Genomic DNA, 20,383 nt, shown 5'->3' with positions numbered 1-20,383 from the left:
CCCAGTATCTTTATTTCATTCTATGCTCTAAGAAATTATGCAAAAGCTTAAAGATAAAGCTCCTATTATTACCCCTTATTATTGCAGACTAAATTAGATATTATACAAATAACATAAACTAATATAATGAAGATATATTCTAGTCATTTCATGTCATTTAGCAAACTACATTTAAATGAAAATGAGATGATTTCTCATCTCATTTTCATTTCTATAATGCTGCTTTAAATATATTTAATACATCCTGAGAATCTAATGGTCTAAATAATCCTAAACTTCCATGTCTTGTGGCTGCTTTAGCCATAGTTTCAAGCTTTTCTTCCCCTATACCAACTTCTTCTAAATGCATAGGTATATCTAGGGAAATGAAAAACTCCTTTGTTTTTTCTATAGCCTCTTTTGCTATTTGTAGCTTATCCTTATCTGGATTAATTCCCCAAACATTTACCCCATACTCGACAAAGCTATCAATAGTGGTTTCATTCATTACATATTCCATCCAATATGGAGTTAATATGCCAAGGCCAACTCCATGAGTTATGTCATAATAAGCACTTAACTCATGCTCCATTGGGTGAACACTCCATCTTGACTCCTTACCATAACCTAATAATCCATTTAGCGCAAGACTTGAAGCCCACATTAAGTTAGCTCTTGCTTCGTAATTTTCAGGTTCTTCCATGGCAAGTTTACCATATTGTATGCAAGTTTTTAGGATGGACTCTGAAAGTCTATTTTGTACATAAGCCCCTTTAGTGCTGCTAAAATAATTTTCAAAAACGTGGCTCATAATATCTACAGTTCCTGCAGCAGTTTGATTTTTAGGAACTGTGAAAGTGTATGTAGGATCCAAAATAGAAAACTTTGGTTTCATGGAAGGGTTTCCTGTTCCAAGTTTCTCATTAGTATCCATATTTGTGATCACAGCCCCTGCATTCATCTCCGAACCAGTAGCTGCAAGAGTTAGTATAGCTCCTATTGGAAGGGCATTTCTTATTTTAGAAGGGTCTAAAACTATATCCCATGGCTCTCCCTCATAATAATATCCTGCTGCAATTACCTTAGAACAATCAATAGAACTTCCTCCACCTACTGGTAAAATAAAATCGATATTATTCTCTCTACATAATTGAATACCCTTTCGCACACTAGTTATTCTTGGGTTGGGATCAACTCCTGAAAGTTCCCAAAATTTTATGTCATTAGAGTTTAAAAGCTCTACAACCTTACTATAAACTCCATTTTTCTTTATACTACCACCACCATAAACTAAAAGCACCTTGGTGCCATACTTTTTAATCTGCTCAGGTAAAACCTTTATTTGACCTTCACCAAAAAAAATTTCTGTAGGTATAGAATAATTAAAATTTTTCATATTATCTTTCCTTCCTTTTATATCATCACGATTAATTCAGTATACTTGAAATTATTATACTTTATTTTATATATTTTGTTAATATATTTATTATAATGAACTTAATGCTTATGTAGCAATATATTTATTAAATTTGAATCCTACATAAAATTATTATTGTGAAATTACCCAATAGCTGAAGTATACTAATTCTGAATTATTAGTAAAAATATATAACTCTATAGGTAAGTTATTCAGTTCCTTTCACTTAACAAACTTATACTTAACATTATCGTACCTAGAAATAACCTTGATACCAATAAATTACTGATAAATAGAAATTGATACCTTCTTTATTATTGCTTTCTTAATAACTTTTAGTCATATAATCTAATAAAAGAAGGATATGCCAACCTATATTAACATATCCTTCTTTATTTAAAGTTAATCTGATAAATTCTTAAAAAGTTTCACTCCTAGTGTATTTACAAGATTATATAGAACAATATCTAATACTAAAATTATACAAACCATTATACCAAATGCTATATTTGTATTTACTTTTAATAAAGCCACAGGAATTATGGTTACTGCTCCTAATAAAATTGCTATCAACATAGATTTTAATGAGTTAAAATTTTGTTTTACAGCTTTTTGCTCGTTATCCCATATAAGTTTAGGCGATGATAAATCAATTAGCACTCCAGACGCCCCAGCAAAATAAAGCACAAGAATTGACAATACTAATGTCATAGCAAGGATTTTTACACCTGCTCCAAAAACTATTAAGCATATTAACAAAATTACTACTGTAGCTCCATTTAGTATTATACTTGAGATTATTTTTGCATTAATTTGAGTTTTATAACTTACTGGAAGGAATTTAGAAATAAAAACTTTCTCTCCCTCTCTTGAAATGGATGTAGATGCTGCTGGGTTAGTTCCACAAGTAAATAATATACCTCCAAAAGCAGCCATTAGAATTATTGAGTACATTTCTTTATTGGTCATCATTCCTCTTATCATCTCTAAAGTTGCAGCTCCATCTCCTTCTGCAATTAAAGAAAATAACAATATTATTGGTAAAAGTATTATAATTGCCACACAGTTCAACAAGTAGGCAGGAGTTCTAAAAAGTATAATGAGCTCTTTTTTAACCCAAGTGCCAAGTTGTGAACTTTTAATAATTTTTCTATCCATTTCCTTACCACTTAATTTACTTTTCTTGCCGTAGCCTTCCGTAGCTCCTACCGCTCCTTTTAAATAAAAACTATTCGAGACAACTACGAATATAGCTAAAGCAATTAAGGAAATTATTATAATTAGTAAAATATTTATTAATATCTTCCCTATATCATTACCTATTGCAGCAAAGACCCCTAGCTTAGAGGTAATAAAAAGATTTGACATGGTATTTATAAGTGAGTTATTTCCATCAGCTAAAAGCTTCTGAATTGACTGTGGATCCTTAAATCCTTTTTGAGTCATGCTATTAACCACAAAATTAACACCTAAGGCAATTACCATAGCTAAAATCCCAGCTATTATCCTAAAACCATCTTTATGCTTTGAAATGTTAGTAAACCTCATTAGGATCATGGAAATTAAACTACTATAAATTAAAGGTAATATTGGAATTGTAACAAAACAAAAAATCGATACTAAGTAAAACCCTATGCCTGCCGCAGACTTAACTCCAAAAGCAATGGTTACAGGAGCCATTACAAAAAGCCCTACTATATATTCGTATATTAATACAGAGAAAAACTTTGCAAGGGATATTTCCCAAGGTTTAAAAGGCATTGGAAGCACATACTCCACGTCTTTAGCAAAATAAAACACTGTAATTACTGACATTATGCCAAAAATAAAAACCATAAGAGCATAAACATTGTAGCCTAGGGCAACAAGAAGTCCTGTTTGTTGAATGGGTTCTAAAAAGTCATAAATCCCGAAGAGCATAGCCCCAATACTAGCTGTAAAAACAATGAAAGCAAAGATAATAGCAATAATATTGGCATATTCCCAGCCTTTTTTCTCTTTTCTTTTTGTAGAATTTTCACTGCTAAAATTACTCTTTAAGAAAGCTCTGGTTAATAATATTACCCTACTCATTTTCAGTCATCTCCAAGAACATTTTTTCAAGGGATTCATTAGTCTTAAAATGTTCTTTCATTTCAGCTAAAGTCCCACAGAATAAAACTTTACCTTTGTTAATTATAGCTACCCTATCACAAACCTTTTCTGCCACATCAAGTACGTGAGTAGAAAAGAAGACAGTTTTCCCGCTATTTGCATGTTCTCTCATCATTTCTTTCAGTATATAAGCCGATTTAGGATCCAGTCCAGTAAGTGGCTCGTCCAATATCCATACCTCTGGATCGTGTATTAAAGCCCCCATTACAACAATTTTTTGTCTCATTCCATGAGAATAAGTTTGGATTTTATCTCCTAATGCATTTTCCATATCAAATCGCTTTGAAAGATTTTCAATTTTTTCTTTTCTTCTATCTATAGATACACCATAAACATCCGCCATAAAGTTAAGATACTCTATGCCCTTAAACTTTAAAAACATATCGGGATTATCAGGAACATAAGCAAAAAGCTTTTTTGCACCTAATGGATTTTCCTTAATGCTAATACCATTAACCTTTATATCCCCTTTATTAGGCTCCAAAATTCCAGTAATCATTTTAAGAGTTGTAGTTTTTCCAGCTCCATTTGGTCCTAAAAAACCAAATATTTCTCCACTTTTTATTGTTAGGTTTAAATCTTCTACTGCATTGTTAATATTATTATAGGACTTGGTAACATTTAAAATTTCTATCATATACTTCTCTCCTTCTATACCTAATAAATATGTTAATGACACCTTGAGATTCATAAATGCATTTATAAATAAATATTAAATTAAAACACACCGTTAACACCATTTAGTTAATCTAATGAATCATAAATTTAGTAAGATAAGTTTATACCTTTAATGCCTATGTAATAATATAACTCAATACCCCCTAAAAAAGTTCATTTTTTAGGAGGTATTTTTATTTTTTTGAAGTTACTATATGTTCACTGCTAAGTTTTTAAGATAGCTCAGCGTAGTTATTAAAGAGAATATTACAACAGAAGCTAAATCTGCAGTAGTATTGTCAAGATCAAATCTAGGTGATACTTCACAAATATCGAAACTTATAACCTTCTCTGATTTTAGTATGTACTTTAACAATTTTAACACTCTTTCTGGATCCAAGCCTAAAGATTGAGCTGCACTTACACCTGGCGCAAAAGCAGAGGAGAATACGTCAGCACACACAGTTATATAAATATAATCCTGTGATTGTATAAAATCATCAAGTTCTCCAAGTACACTCCAAACGTCTTTATCAATTATATCCTTTGCTAGTATATATTTAACTCCTAGATTATCTGCAGTCTTAAATAAATCTACAGTATTACAATGCTTTTGTACTCCTATACAGAAATATGAATAACTCAGATGACTCTCCTTACAAATATCAGCTATTTGTCTAAACATAGTTCCTGAACTTCCTCCATTTGAGTAAGGTCTTAAGTCAAAATGAGCATCAAAATTAATTATTCCAATTTTAGGTGAAGCACTTTTTTCTTTTAAATGACCAAGTACACCCTTGTAATTACCTAAAGCAGTTTCATGTCCTCCTCCAAGCACTATAGGAAAAAGATTTAAATCAAGAATTTTCTCTATGGTTTTTGAAAGAAGTGTTTGGCTTTCTTCCAAAGTAATTTGTTCACAATACACATTGCCTGCATCAAAAAACTCCACTTCCTTCATAAAAGCACAAGGAAGATTAGCCATTTCCTTTCTAATACTTTCCGGTCCCTTTGCGGCACCAACTCTACCTTTATTTAAATTTACACCTTCATCACAACAATATCCTATAAAAGCAAATCCTAATTTTCCCTTAAAAGGCTTTATGTTTTTATCCATTAGGTTTAATGGTTTAACCCACTGGTGCCATCTAAAGGCATCAAAATTTGTGTCACTGTCTACTCTTCCCTGCCAGGTCCTAATATCTATAGGTTTATAATTTGAATGAAACATTGCTAGCCTCCCATTTTAGCATTAAAATTAATTAATCCTTTACTTAAACTATTCATAATTATAGTATAACAGTTTGTTAATTGTGTCACATTGTTTCCTAACTAAATTATATATTATTCTTACAATTTATACAATTCGTTTATATTTTAATATTAAGTGTAATTTTTTTAAACAACCCTAAATACTGCTATATACATAATCCTATATAACTATATACAAATAAATTAAAATAAAAATCAAATATGATAACTTAAATAACTATAAGATAAAGACAAAAATAAACGGGGAATTTACCAAAATAATTATAAAAAAAGAAGTTAGGTTATTGTATCCTAACTTCCCATATTATTAAAAATCCTATATTATATGATGTTGTCTTTCTTTTCCCATAAAGAAAATTGCCAAATTTCCTGGTCCTCCATGAGTTCCAACTGCTGGTCCAGTATAATTAATCATTACATCTTTAACTTTTACAGCTTTAAGAATACTTTCTTTTAATTTAAGAGCTTCTTCTATACAATCACCATGACATATAGCAATTGTTTGCTCCTCAGGCGCTTCAATTCTCTCTGCAATAATTTCAACTAATTTATTTATAGAACTTTTTCTTCCCTTAACCTTAAATACAGGCATTACTTTGCCTTCATTATTAATTGTTAAAATAGGTTTAATATGAAGGACTATTCCTATCATGGCAGCAGCAGAGGATAATCTTCCTCCCCTTTTCAGATGATGTAAATCATCTACAGTCATATAAGTATTTAACTTTTGTTTAATCTTTTCTATATAATGAACTATTTCATCATGTGTTTTTCCAGCTTCTTTCATTTCAAGAGCCTTAATTACCATTAATCCTTGTCCTAATGATGCTGTTAAAACATTTACAATACTGATCCTTATTTTTGGATACTCTTCTAGTATCATATTTTTAGCTATAGTAGCACTATTTTCTGTTCCACTTAAACCTGTTGATACACATATATATATAATATCCTTGTCCTCATCAGCAATAGCTTTAAATTTCCCATAAAACTCTTCTACGCTAGGTTGTGAGGATAAAGGCGTTACTCCATTCCTTAAATCTTGAAAAAACTGTTTATGCGTTAAACTTTGACCAAAATCATCAAAGTACTGTTTATCTTCATAACTGCATGTAAGTCTTGCAAACTTTATGTTTTTTTCTCTTATAAATTCTATAGGTAAATCACAACATGAATCTGTGAATATTTCAAAATCTCTCATACGCTATTTCCTTCCATCTTTTTTAGACATATTTTTTCATTTTACAACATTATGCTGTAATGCTAACATAATTATTCATAGGTTACAATATAAAAGTTACATATTATTTGTAGAAATCTTAGCCAGTTACAAATTAGAAGAAAGTAAACGAATTTTGATTTTAACTTAATTAACACGCTATACTGATATACCATTAGCTTAATACATAATTTAAGCTTTAACTTTCAAAATAACAAAAGATTTGAAGCCCATAACCCTCTTCAAATCTCTTCCTTTAAAACTTATTTATTTGTCTTTAATAGTCTTTTCTTAAGTTATCTATTTCTTCTTGTAATTCACTCATATTATTTATATATCTTACTAACCTTTTATTTAAATCTTGTATTTCATCATCCCTATCATCCAACTCATTTTTAAGAACCCTTATCTCATCTTCTTTTGAATTTATTTCAACCTTAAGTAATCGTATTTCTTCTTCTCTTTCATCAATTTCATCTTCTAAATTACTTATTACCTCTTCAACATCATAATTTTCATCCACTGGATTATTTACCTGAAAATACATTTCTTCATCATTTTTTAGTATAAGTTTTTCCCTCTCATCATAGGTTATCTCATTTCCATCTTCATCTGAACAATATTTTCTTGGTGTATTTCCACAAGACGTACACACCGCAGTCCATAGCTCTCTATCTCCAAGTTTTTTCACCTTCACCTTAAATGATTTACTTCCACAGTTATAGCAATTAGCCTCAAGCTGTACATATCTTTCCAGAGATATTTTTGATATTTGATTTTGACAGTTATTACAGATTAACTCGTAATTCTCAAAAGAAGAATTAATATTGAATTCTACATTCCCACACTCTGGACATGCCTTTGTAATTTGCATATACATCCCACCCTATAATTATACTTTTTATAATTATATTAAGATGCTACAAATAACATAATTTAATTTGATATTGTTCATAAATAATTCATACTTATAATGCTACATTTTATCCCTTTCCTTCCAACCAAAAATATGCATTATTAAGTACAATGTGGACTCTTTTTATCATAGACACTTTTATAGCAAAGCTATGTGAGACGTTGTCAGAACATTCTATGCATTACCTCTTGCTAAATCTTCTTCTTTTTCCTTAATTGCTTCCCTTGTCAATTCTTGTTTATCTAGAAAGGCTCCCCCATTTATTAATTCTTCTTTTCTTATAGGAGCTCCCATAGCTATGGCATAATCTGTATTTATCCCTTCTTTTTTAGATCTCATATCAGCATGTTCACCACCTTATAAGCTAAAATTACACTTACATATTAGTATTTGATAGTTGTAATTAAATATAACTACCATTAAAATAATATTTTATTTTTTAATAATCACTCGTATAAGAAAACTTTAACTACTAATAATAGTATTATTGAGCTTGTTGTGAAAAATATTTTTACTAACAAGTATATCCATAAAAGCAATAAAAAAATGGTCTATATGAACTTTAACTATGTTTTATTAACATTCCTAAAACTAATAAATGCAAACCAGTATCTGCTTAGCAAATATTTCGCATTACATAATTGAAAGAAGGTGATACATAATGTCTAAAAGTAAAGATCTTACTCCAGAACAACAAGAGTATAAATCTTTCGCAAAGGACAGGGAACCTAAACGCCCTATAGTAAAGAATTGTCTGAGAGCCTTTTTAGTAGGAGGTTTGATTTGCACAGTAGCACAAGGATTACAATGGTTTTTTATTAACTACTTTGGCTTTAATGAGACCAATGCTGGAAATCCCACTGTAGCAATCTTAATCATAGCTTCAGTATTACTTACTGGCTTTGGCGTTTTTGACCATATTGCACAATGGGCTGGAGCTGGTACAGCAGTACCAATCACTGGCTTTGCAAACACTATTGCCTCAGCTTCCATTGAACACAGAACTGAAGGTTATGTACTCGGTGTGGGTGGAAATATGTTTAAACTAGCAGGCTCAGTAATTGCTTTTGGAGTCTTTTCTGCCTTTGTGGTAGCACTCTTAAAAATTTTAATCACATGGTTAGGTGGGATGTAAATGCTAAAAGGCGAGCAAACTTGGGTTTTCCAATCAAAACCCTCAATTATATCTTCAGCCACTGTAGGAGGGCCTTTTGAGGCTGCCGGTGCTATAGCTGATGATTTTGATATTCTACATGATGATATTTGGATTGGTGAAGACAGTTTTGAAAAGGCTGAGAAGAAAATGTTAGAACAATCCTTTCAAACCACTTTAAGTAAGGTTAATCTTACAAGTAAAGATGTTCAATTTTTAATTAGTGGTGATTTAATGAACCAGATTATCTCTAGTAGCTTTACTGCTAGAACTTTGGGGATACCTTTCCTAGGTATCTTTGGTGCATGTTCCAGTTCCATGGAAAGCCTTGCATTAGCTGCTCAACTAGTAGACAGCAATGCCGCTAATTATGTCCTTGCAGGGGCTTCAAGTCATAACGTTGCTGTAGAAAAACAGTTTAGGTATCCTACAGAGTACGGAGCTCAAAAACCTCCTACAGCACAATGGACAGTAACTGGAGCAGGTTCAGCCTTAGTTGGGAAAAATGGCACAGGACCTAAAATTACTTGTGCAACCATTGGAAAAGTAGTAGATATGGGCATATCGGATCCCTATAACATGGGAGCCGCCATGGCTCCAGCTGCTGTTGATACCATAGAAAAACACTTTAAAGACTTAAATATTGATCCTTCCTATTACGACTTAATTGCTACAGGTGATTTAGGTCGAGTTGGCCATCAAATTGCTGCTGATTTATTAAGTCAACATGGCCTAAATATTCCTAAAGAAATATTTACAGATTGTGGTCTTTTAATTTATAAAAAGGATCAACCTGTAATGGCCGGCGGAAGTGGTTGTGGTTGTACTGCTACAGTGACCTATGGTCATTTATTTAACAGAATGCAAAGGGGAGAATTAAAAAGAATATTAGTAATTGCAACTGGTGCATTGCTGTCTCCATTATCATACCAGCAAAAGGAAAGTATTCCTTCAATTGCTCATGCAGTAGCATTTGAAATGTAAAGAGGTGATTTTAAATGGAAAAATTTATTTGGGCTTTTATTGTGGGCGGAACTATTTGTGTTATTGGACAAATAATGATGGATAAATTCAAACTTACTCCTGCTCACACTATGAGTACTCTGGTAGTTGCTGGTGCTATATTAGGAGGTCTCGGCTGGTATGATCCTTTAGTTAAATTTGCTGGTGCTGGTGCTTCAATCCCGATAAGTAGTTTTGGTAATTCACTAGTTAAAGGTGCCCTTATGGAAGCAGAACAAAATGGCATAATAGGAGTTCTTACCGGCATATTTGAAATTACCAGTGCAGGTATTTCAGCTGCTATAATATTTGGTTTTTTAGCTTCTTTGGTGTTTAAACCTAGAGGTTAAAAACTTATATATTTTTATAACTTTAATTAATAATTAAATCTAATGGAGGTGTAATCTATGTCTGATAAAATTCGTAAAGAGAACAAAAACAATAAGGGTGCTAATCCGAAAACCGCTAACCCTATTACAATGGAAAAAGATAAAAATATGCATAAACCAGTTAGAGGATTACCTAACGTATAGGCTTAAAGTACCGCCATATCTTAAAAATATGGTGGTACTTTTTTTGTATATGAATTATTGCTTAATGAAAATTTTATTTTCTAGTTGTTTCACCACTTAAATCAATGATTTTTGCACCTTTTATATGATTATTTATTATATATCTTCCTAAGTTAAACCAACTTTTACAATTATCAAGAATTACGGAGTCACTAGTAATAATCCTCTCCATTTTTGCTAATAGCAAATCTGGATTTGGTGTTAGTTCAACTTCTGTGTTACAAGTCCAACTTTCACAAAGGTTTAGTATTTTGCTTTTTAATCTACCTGAATTAGATACAGGAGCATCAAGGAAAATCTTCACACTAGAAACCTTAAGTTCTTCAAGTGATCTCCCAATAAGCTCTAAGGCCTTAGTTGTTTTATCAATAATTCTATAGCTACCTCTTAAACCTGCAATATCTCTTATGGTTCCATCATTGCAAAGCAATAATATTCCCTGTGACATTGCCACCTCTAAGGTTATAATTAAATTAAATCCATCTATATATAATTCTTTATTTTTTATTTCTGAGTTCTCTAGCAACGAGGCTCTCCTATTTTCACATTGCGATAGTATGCTAGTCCCACGCTGCAAAGCATTCCTTTGTCTTTGTGAAAACTGATATACATTTCCTATAAACTGGCAAGTTGATTCCATTTTATATCCTCTATTAAGTAGCCAATATAGCTCTTCTTGAGCTTGTTGAAGTCTCACAATTTCCTTGTGTGAGAACCATTTATTATCTTCCTCATTAAATCCTCTTCTCACAACACTTTTATTTTCATTTACTGCTATAGAATTATCACTTTGAAGCTCTATATTTAAAAGGATTTCATTTTTCTTTAGTTCCTCACTAGTATTATTTTTTATCAATATTTATACTCCTTCTTTCCTATAATTTTCACTTTAAATTAAAGGGCCTTTTACTCTTTATTATCTCCTTTTATACTAAATTAAATCTATAATATGACAAATTTATACCACGTTTCATAAACTATAAGTAGAGTGAACTAAAGCACTTGAAATGTAAGCCTTTTTTATCTCCAATGTAAGTTCATAGTTCAAAATTTATATAAAAAGAGGAGTAATTATATGACAAACACAAATAATAATCTTCCAAGAAACTGGTCTATGCTCTCCTATGGTAATGAATTAAGAGTTCCTTATGCTGAGGACCCTATGGGTAGTACCTGGCCAACCTATTTCTTGAAAAGAAATGAAAAGGGCAATTTTGTAGATGATAATGGAAACTATCTAGCTTTTCCAATGCGAGAACCAGATACAAGTATTGATTTTGATGGCAAGCAATTAACTGCAGTAAAAGATGCTCAAAGAAAATTAAACTCCAATCAGATAAATATAGCTAAATATTGGGGTACTGGTCCTGCAACTAAACAGTGGACTCCAATTATTGATATATTAATAGACACCTATAAGATAACTGCATTTAGAGCCGCACGAATACTTGCTGCAGTACATGCAGCACTGAATGATGCCTTTGCAGTTACTTGGTACTTTAAATATCTTTGGAAAATACCAAGACCTAATCAATTAGATCAAAGTTTCATTTCTCTATTACCAATGCCTAAACATCCTAGTTATCCTGCGGGACATGGTGTTGTTGCCGGTTGTGCTGAAGTTGTTCTCAGCTATTTTTTCCCACCGGAGGCTTATCGTCTTCATGAACTTGCTGAAGAATGTGCTATTTCTAGGTTATATGCAGGCGTACACTACCCAATTGACAATGAACAAGGTTTAATTTTAGGAAGATTCATTGGAGAAATGGTTGTAGAAAAACTAAAAAAACAAAAGGATGATAATTCTTGCTACGTGGACTATCCAAATTCAGAATATCTGGGGGCTAAACTTCCTCCACCTCCTTATAAACAAGTTATTTCTTATGCTGAAGGTCATTACTGTCCTTTTGCTGAAGATTTGTATTCATCAGATAAATTGGCCAAGGAAATTGAAAGTTAGAGAAAATGGTTATTTCATGACAGATTGAACCTAAATAATATAAAAACCATGGATAAAGAGTTAACCCTCTTTTGTCCATGGTTTTACAAATATTTAATTAGTAGTGATTTTCCTTAATTCAGCATTTTGTATATCTGTATTTTATTATTCACAAGCAATAGTCAGCATTACATCATCTGCCATACTAAAACCGTCTCTACAAAGCAATCCCAGATTTTCAATGGTTTCTTCTGCAGTATTTCCAATAATACCAGTTTTATTAGGAACAATAGTTCCATTCTTAGCTAAGTAAGCAGAAATGATTGCTTCTGCTGCAGAGGTAGATAATTTTATAGCACAACTTTCCTTAGCTCCATCACAAACCATACCAGTTAAGTTTGCTAACATATTCTGTATAGTTCCTTGAATTTCTTTATCTTTTCCTCCTAGAAGCCAAGACACTCCAACACTTGCTCCTATTCCTGCTGCAATAGCGCAACCACAGATAGCTGATAATTTTCCTGTATACTTTTTAACAAAATTATTTACAACATGTCCTAAAAATACTGCTCTTCTTAGAGTTTCTTGAGAAGCCTTAATATCCTCAGCAACCACCATTATAGGAAGAATTACACATAAACCTTGATTTCCACTTCCTCCACTAGTCATAATAGGGCATGTTCCTCCACTCATTCTTATATCAGAACCTGCAGCAGTTAAAATCCTTGCAGTTGTAGCTGAATCTTTTCCGATTTTACCCTCTTGTTGAAGCTTTAAAAGCGATGCTCCCCAATGTAATCCTTTTTCTCTTCTTAACCCTTCAACTGCCGCTTCCTTGTTCATACTAATACCATCATCTATAAATGCTAGCTTTTCACAAGGAATCTCTTCAGCTATAATTCTTAAATCCTTTAGGGTTAGTGATTTAAAAAAGCTATAGCTTTTTGTATCTCCTTTAAGTGATTCACCTTTAAATAGAATTTCTCCATTGACCTTTATTTCATTTATATTTGTATGAGAACCTCTTAGTATAACAGAAACTTCTTCATCATCTCCTATGATAGTAACTTCTACAAATACTGAATCTTCATTACTAACAGGGATTACATTTACCAAATTTTCATCTATAAGTTTATTAGCCTTTTCTACCTGAGCTTTATCTACATTTTTAAATACCATTAGTCCTGCATCAGCATCTCCACAAATGAGACCTAAGGCTGCAGCCATATGTACTCCACATTCTTCAGTATTTGGAATAGTAACCGATTTACCATTCTTATATATATTCTTGCTAACCTTTAAATCTACTTTTGTTGGCTCTCCTTTTAAATACTTTTTAGCAGTTGCAACTGTTAATGCCACAGCTACCGGTTCTGTACAGCCAACTGCTGGCTTCGTTTCATTTTTTATAATTTCAATTAATTGCTCAAATACTTCTTCTTTATTTAAAATGCTCATTTTACTCTCTCCTTAAATATCTAATTGCTTTATAAAAATATAAGTACATAAAAACTTTAATACCATTTAAATTTCTGTTGTATTAACTACTTAATTATACAAGCAATAACCATGCCAACATTTTATCCTAAATGTAGTTTTTTAATATAAACTTTAAGCCCCTAGCCAAATGAGAAGGCTAGGGGCTTAACTCGTATCCTAAATCAAACTTACTGACAGTTCAATAATTTAAAAATCTATTTATAGAGTTCTTTTTCTAAAATTTCATTTTTGTTTTTGCACAATTGCAAAGACATAACAATACTTTTTCGCATTCCTGCAATTTTTTCGCACTATTGCAAATTGTACTTTTTCAGTTTTCTATATAAGGTCGATAAATCTATATTTAAAGCTTCTATTATTTTATTTTTTCCTTCACTATGGTTTCCATAGGTGGTTAGCATATCTACTAAAATGTTTTTTTCGAATTCCTCCAGAGATTCCTTTAATCCCTTACTTACTAATTGCTCTTTAGGTATTATAATATTTAATCTCTCCTCTTTTTCATCATAGGCTTCATTAGAATGCCTGTTATAATTTGAACATTTTATATTTTGAGATTCTAAAGGCCTACTCTTACCTGCAAAATTTACCGGTAAGCTTCCAATTCCAATAGTTTCATCCTTAGCAATATTTACAGCATACTCAATAACATTCTCAAGCTCTCTTATATTCCCTGGCCAAGAGTACTGACTGAATATGTGCTTAACATCTTCAGATATCTTTTTACTCTTCATATTAAATCTACAACAAAACTTATTTAATAAGTAGTTGGTTAGTAAAAAGATATCCTCGCCTCTCTCTTTAAGACTAGGCAAATAGATAGGAATTACATTTAATCTATAATATAAATCCTCTCTAAACTCACCATTTTTAACCATAGCTTCTAAATTCTTATTGGTTGCTGCAACAACTCTTACATCCACATATATTTCTTCTTTTCCACCGATTTTTCGAAAGCTATGCTCCTGCAGCACTCTAAGTATCTTTGGCTGAAGATGTAGTGGTAGATCACCAATTTCATCTAAAAATATAGTACCTCCACTAGCTAGTTCAAACTTTCCAATCTGCCCTTCTCTTCTTGCTCCAGAAAAAGCACCTCCCTCATAACCAAAAAACTCACTCTCTAATAAGTTATCTGGGATAGATGCACAGTTCACCGCAATAAAAGGCGCCTCTTCTCTATTGCTTTCATAGTGTATGGATCTAGCAAAAAGTTCTTTGCCTGTACCACTTTCTCCTCTTAATAAAACTGTTGAATCTGTTTTCGCAATAGTTTTTGCCATGAGTTTTACATTTCTTATACTGCTACTTTCACCTATAATATCTTCAAATCTAACTATATTGCTACTTTCAAGCAACCTATAAGCTGCTCTTACCTCATCACTCTTTTTATTAAATTGAACTATATTACTAACTCTTTCCCCACTCCAAATAATTGGACTACTCTTTACAATAAAGCTCTGTTTCTTACTATGAAAATTAAAAGCTTTTCCTTTAAACTCCCTGCCTAGTAACCCTACATTTAAATCAGGTAATAACTCATTTACATGATTATTTTTTATGTAGGCCTCTGATACGTCTAAAAGTTTTTCACCTTTTCTATTTAAGTATTTTACAAAACCATTATTATCAATGCATAAAATACCATCATTTAAACTATCAATAATATGATTGGTTTCTTCTTTTTGTATCTCAAGATTTTTAATTGTATCCTTATACACAATGTTTCCAACTAATAAAGTACTTAACTTATTTAAAAATACAATCATAGAATTAAAGTCCTTGGAAATTATATCACATTGTTTTTCATCAAATACATTTATACCAATAATGCCAATTACCTCTTCACTTTTCATGATAGGATACCCTACAGTAGCAAACTCAGTACAAGTATCTTTTGCTTCACAGGTATTGCATACTAGGTTTGTTATATACTCATCATCATTTGCCGGATTCCTCTTTATATAAAGGGGTCTTTTTTCCTTCAAAATAAATTCAAACAAACACTTTGAAGGGATTTTATTCCCTATAAGCTTTTTATAATGTCCAGTAGCAGCAATTCTTTCAAATTTATTATCAATTATAGTAACATCTACATGAAGCACTGCAGAAATAGCCTCTGCTACCTCCTGCACCGAATCTTTTATACTATTTAATGCCACAACCTTCACCCCTTACAACTTTATCACTTTCATTATAATAGGATATGAACACAAATACAAAGTTATTTGTAAAATTTTAATTTCATATTATCAACACACATTATTGCTTAAGGCTTTCTAAACATTTTGTTGTTTTTTATCGAAAATGTTCGGATTTTCTCTTGATAAACTTCTACTTATTTGATAATATAAACACGGGTACTAAGGAATTATAAATTCATAAAAGGAGAAATAAAATATGTTTGAATCTTACTTTAAATTAAAGGAAAATAATACAAACTTTAAAACTGAAATATTTGCAGGTATAACTACCTTTATGACAATGGCTTACATACTAGTTGTAAATCCAAGTATTTTATCTCAAGCTGGTATGGACTTTGGTGCAGTATTTACTGCTACAGCTATTTCCTCAATTGTTGCAACCTTATTAATAGGAGTTTATGCAAAGCTACCTTTTGCCGCAGCTCCAGGTATGGGACTTAATGCATTTCTTGCCTTTACTGTGTGCACAGTTATGGGGTACTCTTGGCAATTTGCCATGACTGCTGTATTCCTTGAAGGTATAATTTTTATACTATTAACTATGTTTAATGTTCGTGAAGCTATTATAAATAGTCTTCCTCTAAATATTAAAAGAGCTATCTCAGTAGGTATTGGTCTTTTTATAGCAATTCTAGGACTTGATAATGCACGTATTGTTGTTCATCCTGAAGGTGGCGGTCTTCTTTCTCTTGGAAACCTAAGAGATCCATATACAGTACTTGCTATTATAGGAATTATTCTAACCAGCATTTTAGTTGCTAGAAAAGTTAAGGGAGCCTTACTTATTGGTATTATAGCAACTACAATAATCGGAATACCTATGGGAATAACTCAAATACCAAAAAGTATTTTAAGTATGCCACCTTCAATGGCCCCAACTTTTTTAAATTTTGAATGGAATCATGTTTTTTCTGTTGATATGGCTATTGTATTGTTCACATTATTATTTATGGACATGTTTGATACCATAGGAACCCTTGTAGGTGTAGCAACTAAGGCTAATATGTTAGATGCTAATGGTAATGTACCTAGAGCAAAACAAGCCTTACTTGCTGATGCAATTGGAACAACTCTTGGAGCTTGTCTTGGAACTAGTGCCTTAACTGCTTATGTAGAAAGTGCTTCTGGTGTTGCAGAAGGTGGAAGGACTGGACTTACTGCTGTGTCAACTTCAGTGATGTTTATAATCGCATTATTCTTATCTCCAATATTCTTAATGATACCTTCACCAGCAACTTCACCAGCTTTGATTCTAGTTGGACTATTTATGCTTGAACCAATAAAAGATATAGATTTGACTGATTTTTCTAATGCAATTCCAGCATTTATAACTTTAATTACAATGCCTATGACTTACAGCATTGCTGATGGTATTGCTTTTGGTATGATTTCTTACGTTATAATAAAATTGTCAACTGGCAAATACAGAGAAATTACACCTGCCACTTATATAATTGGTTTGTTATTCTTATTAAAATTTTTTATACATTAAAATTTTCAAAACAAGAAATTTATCCTTTCAGGGTAGATTTCTTGTTTTTTATCTTGAAGCATGTTATTTTTACTACCTCTAACAAACTTCTACTAAACCTATCTAAATTCCAACCTAAATATACAAGTTTAATTTTAATTACAATCTTACCCAATTTTTTGTTACTTAAATACATATAATCTGCTCTCTTACAATTATATTAAGTTATGATAACTTATCTATAATTTACATCTAATACTTTTTACATTTAGAGCCATAATAACTATGAAGCATGTTTCGTATCACATTAATTATGCAATGGAGATGTTATTATGTACATTTTAACTATCTTTCTTTTATTTTTAATATGGATTTTAGCTACTATTTTAATTTTGTTTTCAGTATTGTTAATACTAGTTCCAATAAAAGCATTTTTTAACTATAATTTTGAGGAACCTAAAAATTTTCAACTAATTATTCGCTGGATGAACTCTTTACTTAAATCCACAATTAACAAAAATGATGATACAACTACCATTAATGTGTATGTATTTAATTTTAAAATATTAAGTAAAAGTTTAGAAGGTAAAAATGGAAGCTTTTCAAATTATTTTAAACTTGTAAAAAGTTTAAATCCTTCATTTTTAAAAATAAATGCTTCTTATGGTTTTGTAGATCCATCCATTACTGGTATGATTTTTGGAGCTACAGAATTAGTCTGTGACCATATACAAGGTGTAGAGCTTAGCAATAATGCTGACTTTAATACAGATTATGATTACGGAAAAATATATGCCATGGGAACCTTTAGATCAATACCTACTCTGAAAATATTATTAAACTATAAAAATCAGAGTTCACTATCCCCTGTTTTACAAGGGGCTAAATAAAGGAGGAAATTGATATGAACGAAAATACATCATTTACAAATAACATGGATACTTTATTTACTGATCTTCATGATTTTGTCAGCACAGATACAGTACTAGGAAACCCTCTTTCAGTAGGAAACAAAACCTTAGTTCCTGTTATGTCAGTAACTATGGGCTATGGTAGCACAGGTATGTCAACTAAGCTGCAAAATAGCGGATCAAATAATGCTAATAATGCTACAAATGGTGTAGGATTAGGCGCTAGAGTAACAACAAGTGCAGTTGTGGTTATTGAAAATGATTCAGTATCAATGCTTCCTGTTAATGAAAAGAGTAATATGGAACAATTAATGAACAAACTTCCAGAGGCTGTTTCTAGCTTAAGTCAAAGTTTTTCTGGTGGTGGAATGATGAACCAAGGCAATGGTCAAGGATCACAACAAGGTCAACAAGGTAGTGAAGGAAGTGGTTCTTCACAAAACAAAGCACAAGGTTCAGCAAACAAACAGAATTCATCTAATCAAAAAAACTAAAACAAAGCCCATGCTAAATTTACTTTGGCATGGGATTTACATTTGTTAATCTATTTTGTCATTATTCACTCTTTAGTTTATCTCTATCTTCTTGCACTACTTTAAAGTATTCCACAATTAAATCATCTAAAAGTTGACTAATAAAAAGTGTTTTCTCTTCATCTTCTGAAGTTATGCAAGCTTCATTTAATATCTCTCTAACTTCTTCTATACGTTTAGCAAGTTCCACTAATTTGTCATCTAATTGCTCCATAAAATGTCCTCCTATAACTGTAATACTTTCTTAATGCAAGAAAAATAATAACTTCATAAATAGAGTTTCCATATTTTATAATATTATAAGCGAAAAATTTCAATATTTAACAAATTATATACTTACATTCTTATTCCTACTAAATAATAGTCAAAGTTATTCCACTTAAAATGATAAAAGGTTATAAAAAAAGACCATAAAAGGTCCACAAGTATCTATTATATATATGATAAATTATTATTTTAAAAATATGAACTAAAAACTTCACAAAATTTACTAATTTCATTATACTTCTTTTCCTGCTCTTTTTCAATGGATTATAATGTATTTTTTCCATGTTACCTTTAATTTTTCTACTTGTGCATGGAGCAATTTTGTATTTATAAAATTTACTAGAAGTTATTTTAACAAACCACATTAAGTTTTTTAAGAAAACAGAAAGGGAAAAGAGAGATGAGTTTATATAAGAAATTAATTCACCTCTCTTTTCATTAATATAAGTTTTTATTATATATTAAAATAGTTTTTCTAACAGGGTCTCTTATGCTAAAGTTAAAATATATTTGAAAACTAGCCAATAGTGACTTAAGCTCCCTAATAGCACAAAAATATGAAAGATTTCATGAGCTCCAAAAGTTCTTTTTGTACCATTTTTCTCCAAACAATAAAATACAGCACCAACAGTATATAAAATTCCTCCAAGCAGTAAATATTTAACCCCTGCAGCTCCGATGGCTCTTAATAAAGGAGAGAATGCAATTATAGCTAGCCATCCCATTCCTACATATAAAGTAGCAGATAGCCAAGATGGACAATCAATCCATAAGAACTTAAATATTATACCAAGTATGGCTAAAGTCCAAATTGTAAAGAAAATCCCCCATCTCCAGTAGGATTCTAAAGCTATTAAACATATAGGAGTATAAGTACCTGCAATAAGTATAAAAATCATAGAATGATCTAGTTTTCTTAAGAATCTTATTACTCCTTCTTTTGAAACTACTAGATGATAAGTACAACTTGCTGTATAAAGAAATACTAAACTTAATCCAAAAACTAAAGTAGCAAAAATGCTAAAGCTAGTATACTTCCCCATGGTTAGTTGTTTGTACAATAGGGCTACAAGCCCCACTAAGGAAACAACTGCTCCAAATAAGTGTGTGAAACCACTAACTGGTTCTCTAAATTTTTTCATATTACTACAACCTCCATTTAACATAACTTTATCACATAGTTTTAATAACTATGTGATACCTTGTTTATATTATAC

The 20,383-nt window shown here is 31.3% G+C and carries 20 protein-coding genes; 8 read left to right on the top strand and 12 right to left on the bottom strand.

Annotated elements, in window-relative coordinates; translation table 11 throughout:
• Positions 1-211: 211 nt before the first annotated feature.
• The 7 genes from J2Z44_RS04025 to J2Z44_RS03995 form a co-directional block, all read right to left on the bottom strand.
• A complete protein-coding gene (locus J2Z44_RS04025; RefSeq protein WP_021284504.1) occupies positions 212-1,375 on the bottom strand; it encodes an iron-containing alcohol dehydrogenase in 1,164 nt (387 codons plus the stop codon).
• A gap of 423 nt (positions 1,376-1,798) precedes the next feature.
• The gene (locus J2Z44_RS04020) at positions 1,799-3,469 is read right to left on the bottom strand and encodes a putative ABC transporter permease subunit (protein WP_209649356.1); all 1,671 of its coding nucleotides are present in this window, start codon (positions 3,467-3,469) and stop codon (positions 1,799-1,801) included.
• Positions 3,462-4,187 carry an ABC transporter ATP-binding protein gene (locus J2Z44_RS04015; RefSeq protein WP_021284501.1) on the bottom strand — a complete coding sequence of 242 codons (726 nt, stop codon included), beginning with the start codon at positions 4,185-4,187 and terminating at the stop codon, positions 3,462-3,464. Before J2Z44_RS04015 ends, J2Z44_RS04020 begins: the two co-directional genes overlap by 8 nt.
• A gap of 231 nt (positions 4,188-4,418) precedes the next feature.
• Positions 4,419-5,438 (bottom strand): formimidoylglutamase, encoded by a 1,020-nt coding sequence (gene hutG / locus J2Z44_RS04010; RefSeq protein ID WP_021284500.1) that lies wholly within the window; start codon positions 5,436-5,438, stop codon positions 4,419-4,421.
• 357 nt (positions 5,439-5,795) lie between these two features.
• Positions 5,796-6,680 (bottom strand): DegV family protein, encoded by an 885-nt coding sequence (locus tag J2Z44_RS04005; protein ID WP_021284499.1) that lies wholly within the window; start codon positions 6,678-6,680, stop codon positions 5,796-5,798.
• A 295-nt stretch (positions 6,681-6,975) separates the two neighbouring features.
• On the bottom strand, positions 6,976-7,572 hold the full coding sequence (locus tag J2Z44_RS04000) for a hypothetical protein (protein WP_021284498.1): 597 nt from the start codon (positions 7,570-7,572) through the stop codon (positions 6,976-6,978).
• A gap of 216 nt (positions 7,573-7,788) precedes the next feature.
• A complete protein-coding gene (locus J2Z44_RS03995) occupies positions 7,789-7,953 on the bottom strand; it encodes a hypothetical protein (protein ID WP_021284497.1) in 165 nt (54 codons plus the stop codon).
• Positions 7,954-8,275: 322 nt separating this feature from the next.
• Between J2Z44_RS03995 and spoVAC the strand changes: the two genes are divergently transcribed.
• The 4 genes from spoVAC to J2Z44_RS21765 are packed head-to-tail and all read left to right on the top strand — an operon-like array spanning position 8,276 to position 10,302.
• Positions 8,276-8,749 (top strand): stage V sporulation protein AC, encoded by a 474-nt coding sequence (gene spoVAC / locus J2Z44_RS03990; RefSeq protein WP_209649355.1) that lies wholly within the window; start codon positions 8,276-8,278, stop codon positions 8,747-8,749.
• Entirely contained in the window at positions 8,750-9,751 is a 1,002-nt protein-coding gene (spoVAD, locus tag J2Z44_RS03985) for a stage V sporulation protein AD (RefSeq protein ID WP_021284495.1), read from the top strand.
• A 14-nt stretch (positions 9,752-9,765) separates the two neighbouring features.
• On the top strand, positions 9,766-10,119 hold the full coding sequence (gene spoVAE, locus J2Z44_RS03980; protein ID WP_021284494.1) for a stage V sporulation protein AE: 354 nt from the start codon (positions 9,766-9,768) through the stop codon (positions 10,117-10,119).
• A 57-nt stretch (positions 10,120-10,176) separates the two neighbouring features.
• On the top strand, positions 10,177-10,302 hold the full coding sequence (locus J2Z44_RS21765) for a hypothetical protein (RefSeq protein ID WP_021284493.1): 126 nt from the start codon (positions 10,177-10,179) through the stop codon (positions 10,300-10,302).
• A 73-nt stretch (positions 10,303-10,375) separates the two neighbouring features.
• Here the strand turns inward: J2Z44_RS21765 and J2Z44_RS03975 are convergent, their stop codons facing one another.
• On the bottom strand, positions 10,376-11,197 hold the full coding sequence (locus J2Z44_RS03975; protein ID WP_021284492.1) for a DUF434 domain-containing protein: 822 nt from the start codon (positions 11,195-11,197) through the stop codon (positions 10,376-10,378).
• A 219-nt stretch (positions 11,198-11,416) separates the two neighbouring features.
• Here J2Z44_RS03975 and J2Z44_RS03970 point away from each other — a divergent pair, with 219 nt between their 5' ends.
• Positions 11,417-12,301, top strand: coding sequence for a vanadium-dependent haloperoxidase (locus J2Z44_RS03970; protein ID WP_021284491.1), 885 nt, complete (start codon positions 11,417-11,419; stop codon positions 12,299-12,301).
• A gap of 144 nt (positions 12,302-12,445) precedes the next feature.
• Here the strand turns inward: J2Z44_RS03970 and J2Z44_RS03965 are convergent, their stop codons facing one another.
• Together J2Z44_RS03965 and J2Z44_RS21440 are read right to left on the bottom strand one after the other, a co-directional pair.
• Entirely contained in the window at positions 12,446-13,738 is a 1,293-nt protein-coding gene (locus J2Z44_RS03965) for an L-cysteine desulfidase family protein (RefSeq protein ID WP_021284490.1), read from the bottom strand.
• Positions 13,739-14,070: 332 nt separating this feature from the next.
• Positions 14,071-15,942 (bottom strand): sigma-54 interaction domain-containing protein, encoded by a 1,872-nt coding sequence (locus J2Z44_RS21440; RefSeq protein ID WP_021284489.1) that lies wholly within the window; start codon positions 15,940-15,942, stop codon positions 14,071-14,073.
• A 238-nt stretch (positions 15,943-16,180) separates the two neighbouring features.
• Between J2Z44_RS21440 and J2Z44_RS03955 the strand changes: the two genes are divergently transcribed.
• The 3 genes from J2Z44_RS03955 (at position 16,181) to J2Z44_RS03945 (ending at position 18,860) form a co-directional block, all read left to right on the top strand.
• Entirely contained in the window at positions 16,181-17,476 is a 1,296-nt protein-coding gene (locus J2Z44_RS03955) for an NCS2 family permease (protein WP_021284488.1), read from the top strand.
• 311 nt (positions 17,477-17,787) lie between these two features.
• Positions 17,788-18,345, top strand: a complete 558-nt coding sequence (locus J2Z44_RS03950) for a hypothetical protein (RefSeq protein ID WP_021284486.1) — start codon at positions 17,788-17,790, stop codon at positions 18,343-18,345.
• 14 nt (positions 18,346-18,359) lie between these two features.
• Positions 18,360-18,860 carry a GerW family sporulation protein gene (locus tag J2Z44_RS03945; RefSeq protein ID WP_021284485.1) on the top strand — a complete coding sequence of 167 codons (501 nt, stop codon included), beginning with the start codon at positions 18,360-18,362 and terminating at the stop codon, positions 18,858-18,860.
• 61 nt (positions 18,861-18,921) lie between these two features.
• On the opposite strand, the gene J2Z44_RS03940 is transcribed toward J2Z44_RS03945, so the two are convergent.
• Positions 18,922-19,113 (bottom strand): aspartyl-phosphate phosphatase Spo0E family protein, encoded by a 192-nt coding sequence (locus J2Z44_RS03940; protein ID WP_021284484.1) that lies wholly within the window; start codon positions 19,111-19,113, stop codon positions 18,922-18,924.
• Between the two features lie 541 nt (positions 19,114-19,654).
• Complete coding sequence (gene trhA / locus J2Z44_RS03935) at positions 19,655-20,308, bottom strand: PAQR family membrane homeostasis protein TrhA (protein WP_021284483.1); 654 nt, start codon at positions 20,306-20,308, stop codon at positions 19,655-19,657.
• Positions 20,309-20,383: the final 75 nt, after the last annotated feature.

It is taken from the genome of Clostridium punense, assembly GCF_017874425.1.
Lineage (GTDB): Bacteria > Bacillota > Clostridia > Clostridiales > Clostridiaceae > Clostridium_J > Clostridium_J punense.
Note: the sequence above shows the minus strand (reverse complement) of the source record. Positions and strands in the feature narration are given on the sequence as shown.

What these genes read in the sequence shown, in the direction of transcription:
- J2Z44_RS03945 (WP_021284485.1), top strand. Translation starts at nt 18,360, where the DNA reads ATGAACGAAAATACATCATTTACAAATAACATGGATACTTTATTTACT.
- spoVAD (WP_021284495.1), top strand. Translation starts at nt 8,750, where the DNA reads ATGCTAAAAGGCGAGCAAACTTGGGTTTTCCAATCAAAACCCTCAATT.
- hutG (WP_021284500.1), bottom strand. Translation starts at nt 5,438, where the DNA reads ATGTTTCATTCAAATTATAAACCTATAGATATTAGGACCTGGCAGGGA.
- spoVAC (WP_209649355.1), top strand. Translation starts at nt 8,276, where the DNA reads ATGTCTAAAAGTAAAGATCTTACTCCAGAACAACAAGAGTATAAATCT.
- trhA (WP_021284483.1), bottom strand. Translation starts at nt 20,308, where the DNA reads ATGAAAAAATTTAGAGAACCAGTTAGTGGTTTCACACACTTATTTGGA.
- J2Z44_RS04000 (WP_021284498.1), bottom strand. Translation starts at nt 7,572, where the DNA reads ATGCAAATTACAAAGGCATGTCCAGAGTGTGGGAATGTAGAATTCAAT.
- J2Z44_RS21765 (WP_021284493.1), top strand. Translation starts at nt 10,177, where the DNA reads ATGTCTGATAAAATTCGTAAAGAGAACAAAAACAATAAGGGTGCTAAT.
- J2Z44_RS03970 (WP_021284491.1), top strand. Translation starts at nt 11,417, where the DNA reads ATGACAAACACAAATAATAATCTTCCAAGAAACTGGTCTATGCTCTCC.
- J2Z44_RS04005 (WP_021284499.1), bottom strand. Translation starts at nt 6,680, where the DNA reads ATGAGAGATTTTGAAATATTCACAGATTCATGTTGTGATTTACCTATA.
- J2Z44_RS03955 (WP_021284488.1), top strand. Translation starts at nt 16,181, where the DNA reads ATGTTTGAATCTTACTTTAAATTAAAGGAAAATAATACAAACTTTAAA.
- spoVAE (WP_021284494.1), top strand. Translation starts at nt 9,766, where the DNA reads ATGGAAAAATTTATTTGGGCTTTTATTGTGGGCGGAACTATTTGTGTT.
- J2Z44_RS03965 (WP_021284490.1), bottom strand. Translation starts at nt 13,738, where the DNA reads ATGAGCATTTTAAATAAAGAAGAAGTATTTGAGCAATTAATTGAAATT.
- J2Z44_RS04015 (WP_021284501.1), bottom strand. Translation starts at nt 4,187, where the DNA reads ATGATAGAAATTTTAAATGTTACCAAGTCCTATAATAATATTAACAAT.
- J2Z44_RS03995 (WP_021284497.1), bottom strand. Translation starts at nt 7,953, where the DNA reads ATGAGATCTAAAAAAGAAGGGATAAATACAGATTATGCCATAGCTATG.
- J2Z44_RS04025 (WP_021284504.1), bottom strand. Translation starts at nt 1,375, where the DNA reads ATGAAAAATTTTAATTATTCTATACCTACAGAAATTTTTTTTGGTGAA.
- J2Z44_RS03950 (WP_021284486.1), top strand. Translation starts at nt 17,788, where the DNA reads ATGTACATTTTAACTATCTTTCTTTTATTTTTAATATGGATTTTAGCT.
- J2Z44_RS04020 (WP_209649356.1), bottom strand. Translation starts at nt 3,469, where the DNA reads ATGAGTAGGGTAATATTATTAACCAGAGCTTTCTTAAAGAGTAATTTT.
- J2Z44_RS03940 (WP_021284484.1), bottom strand. Translation starts at nt 19,113, where the DNA reads ATGGAGCAATTAGATGACAAATTAGTGGAACTTGCTAAACGTATAGAA.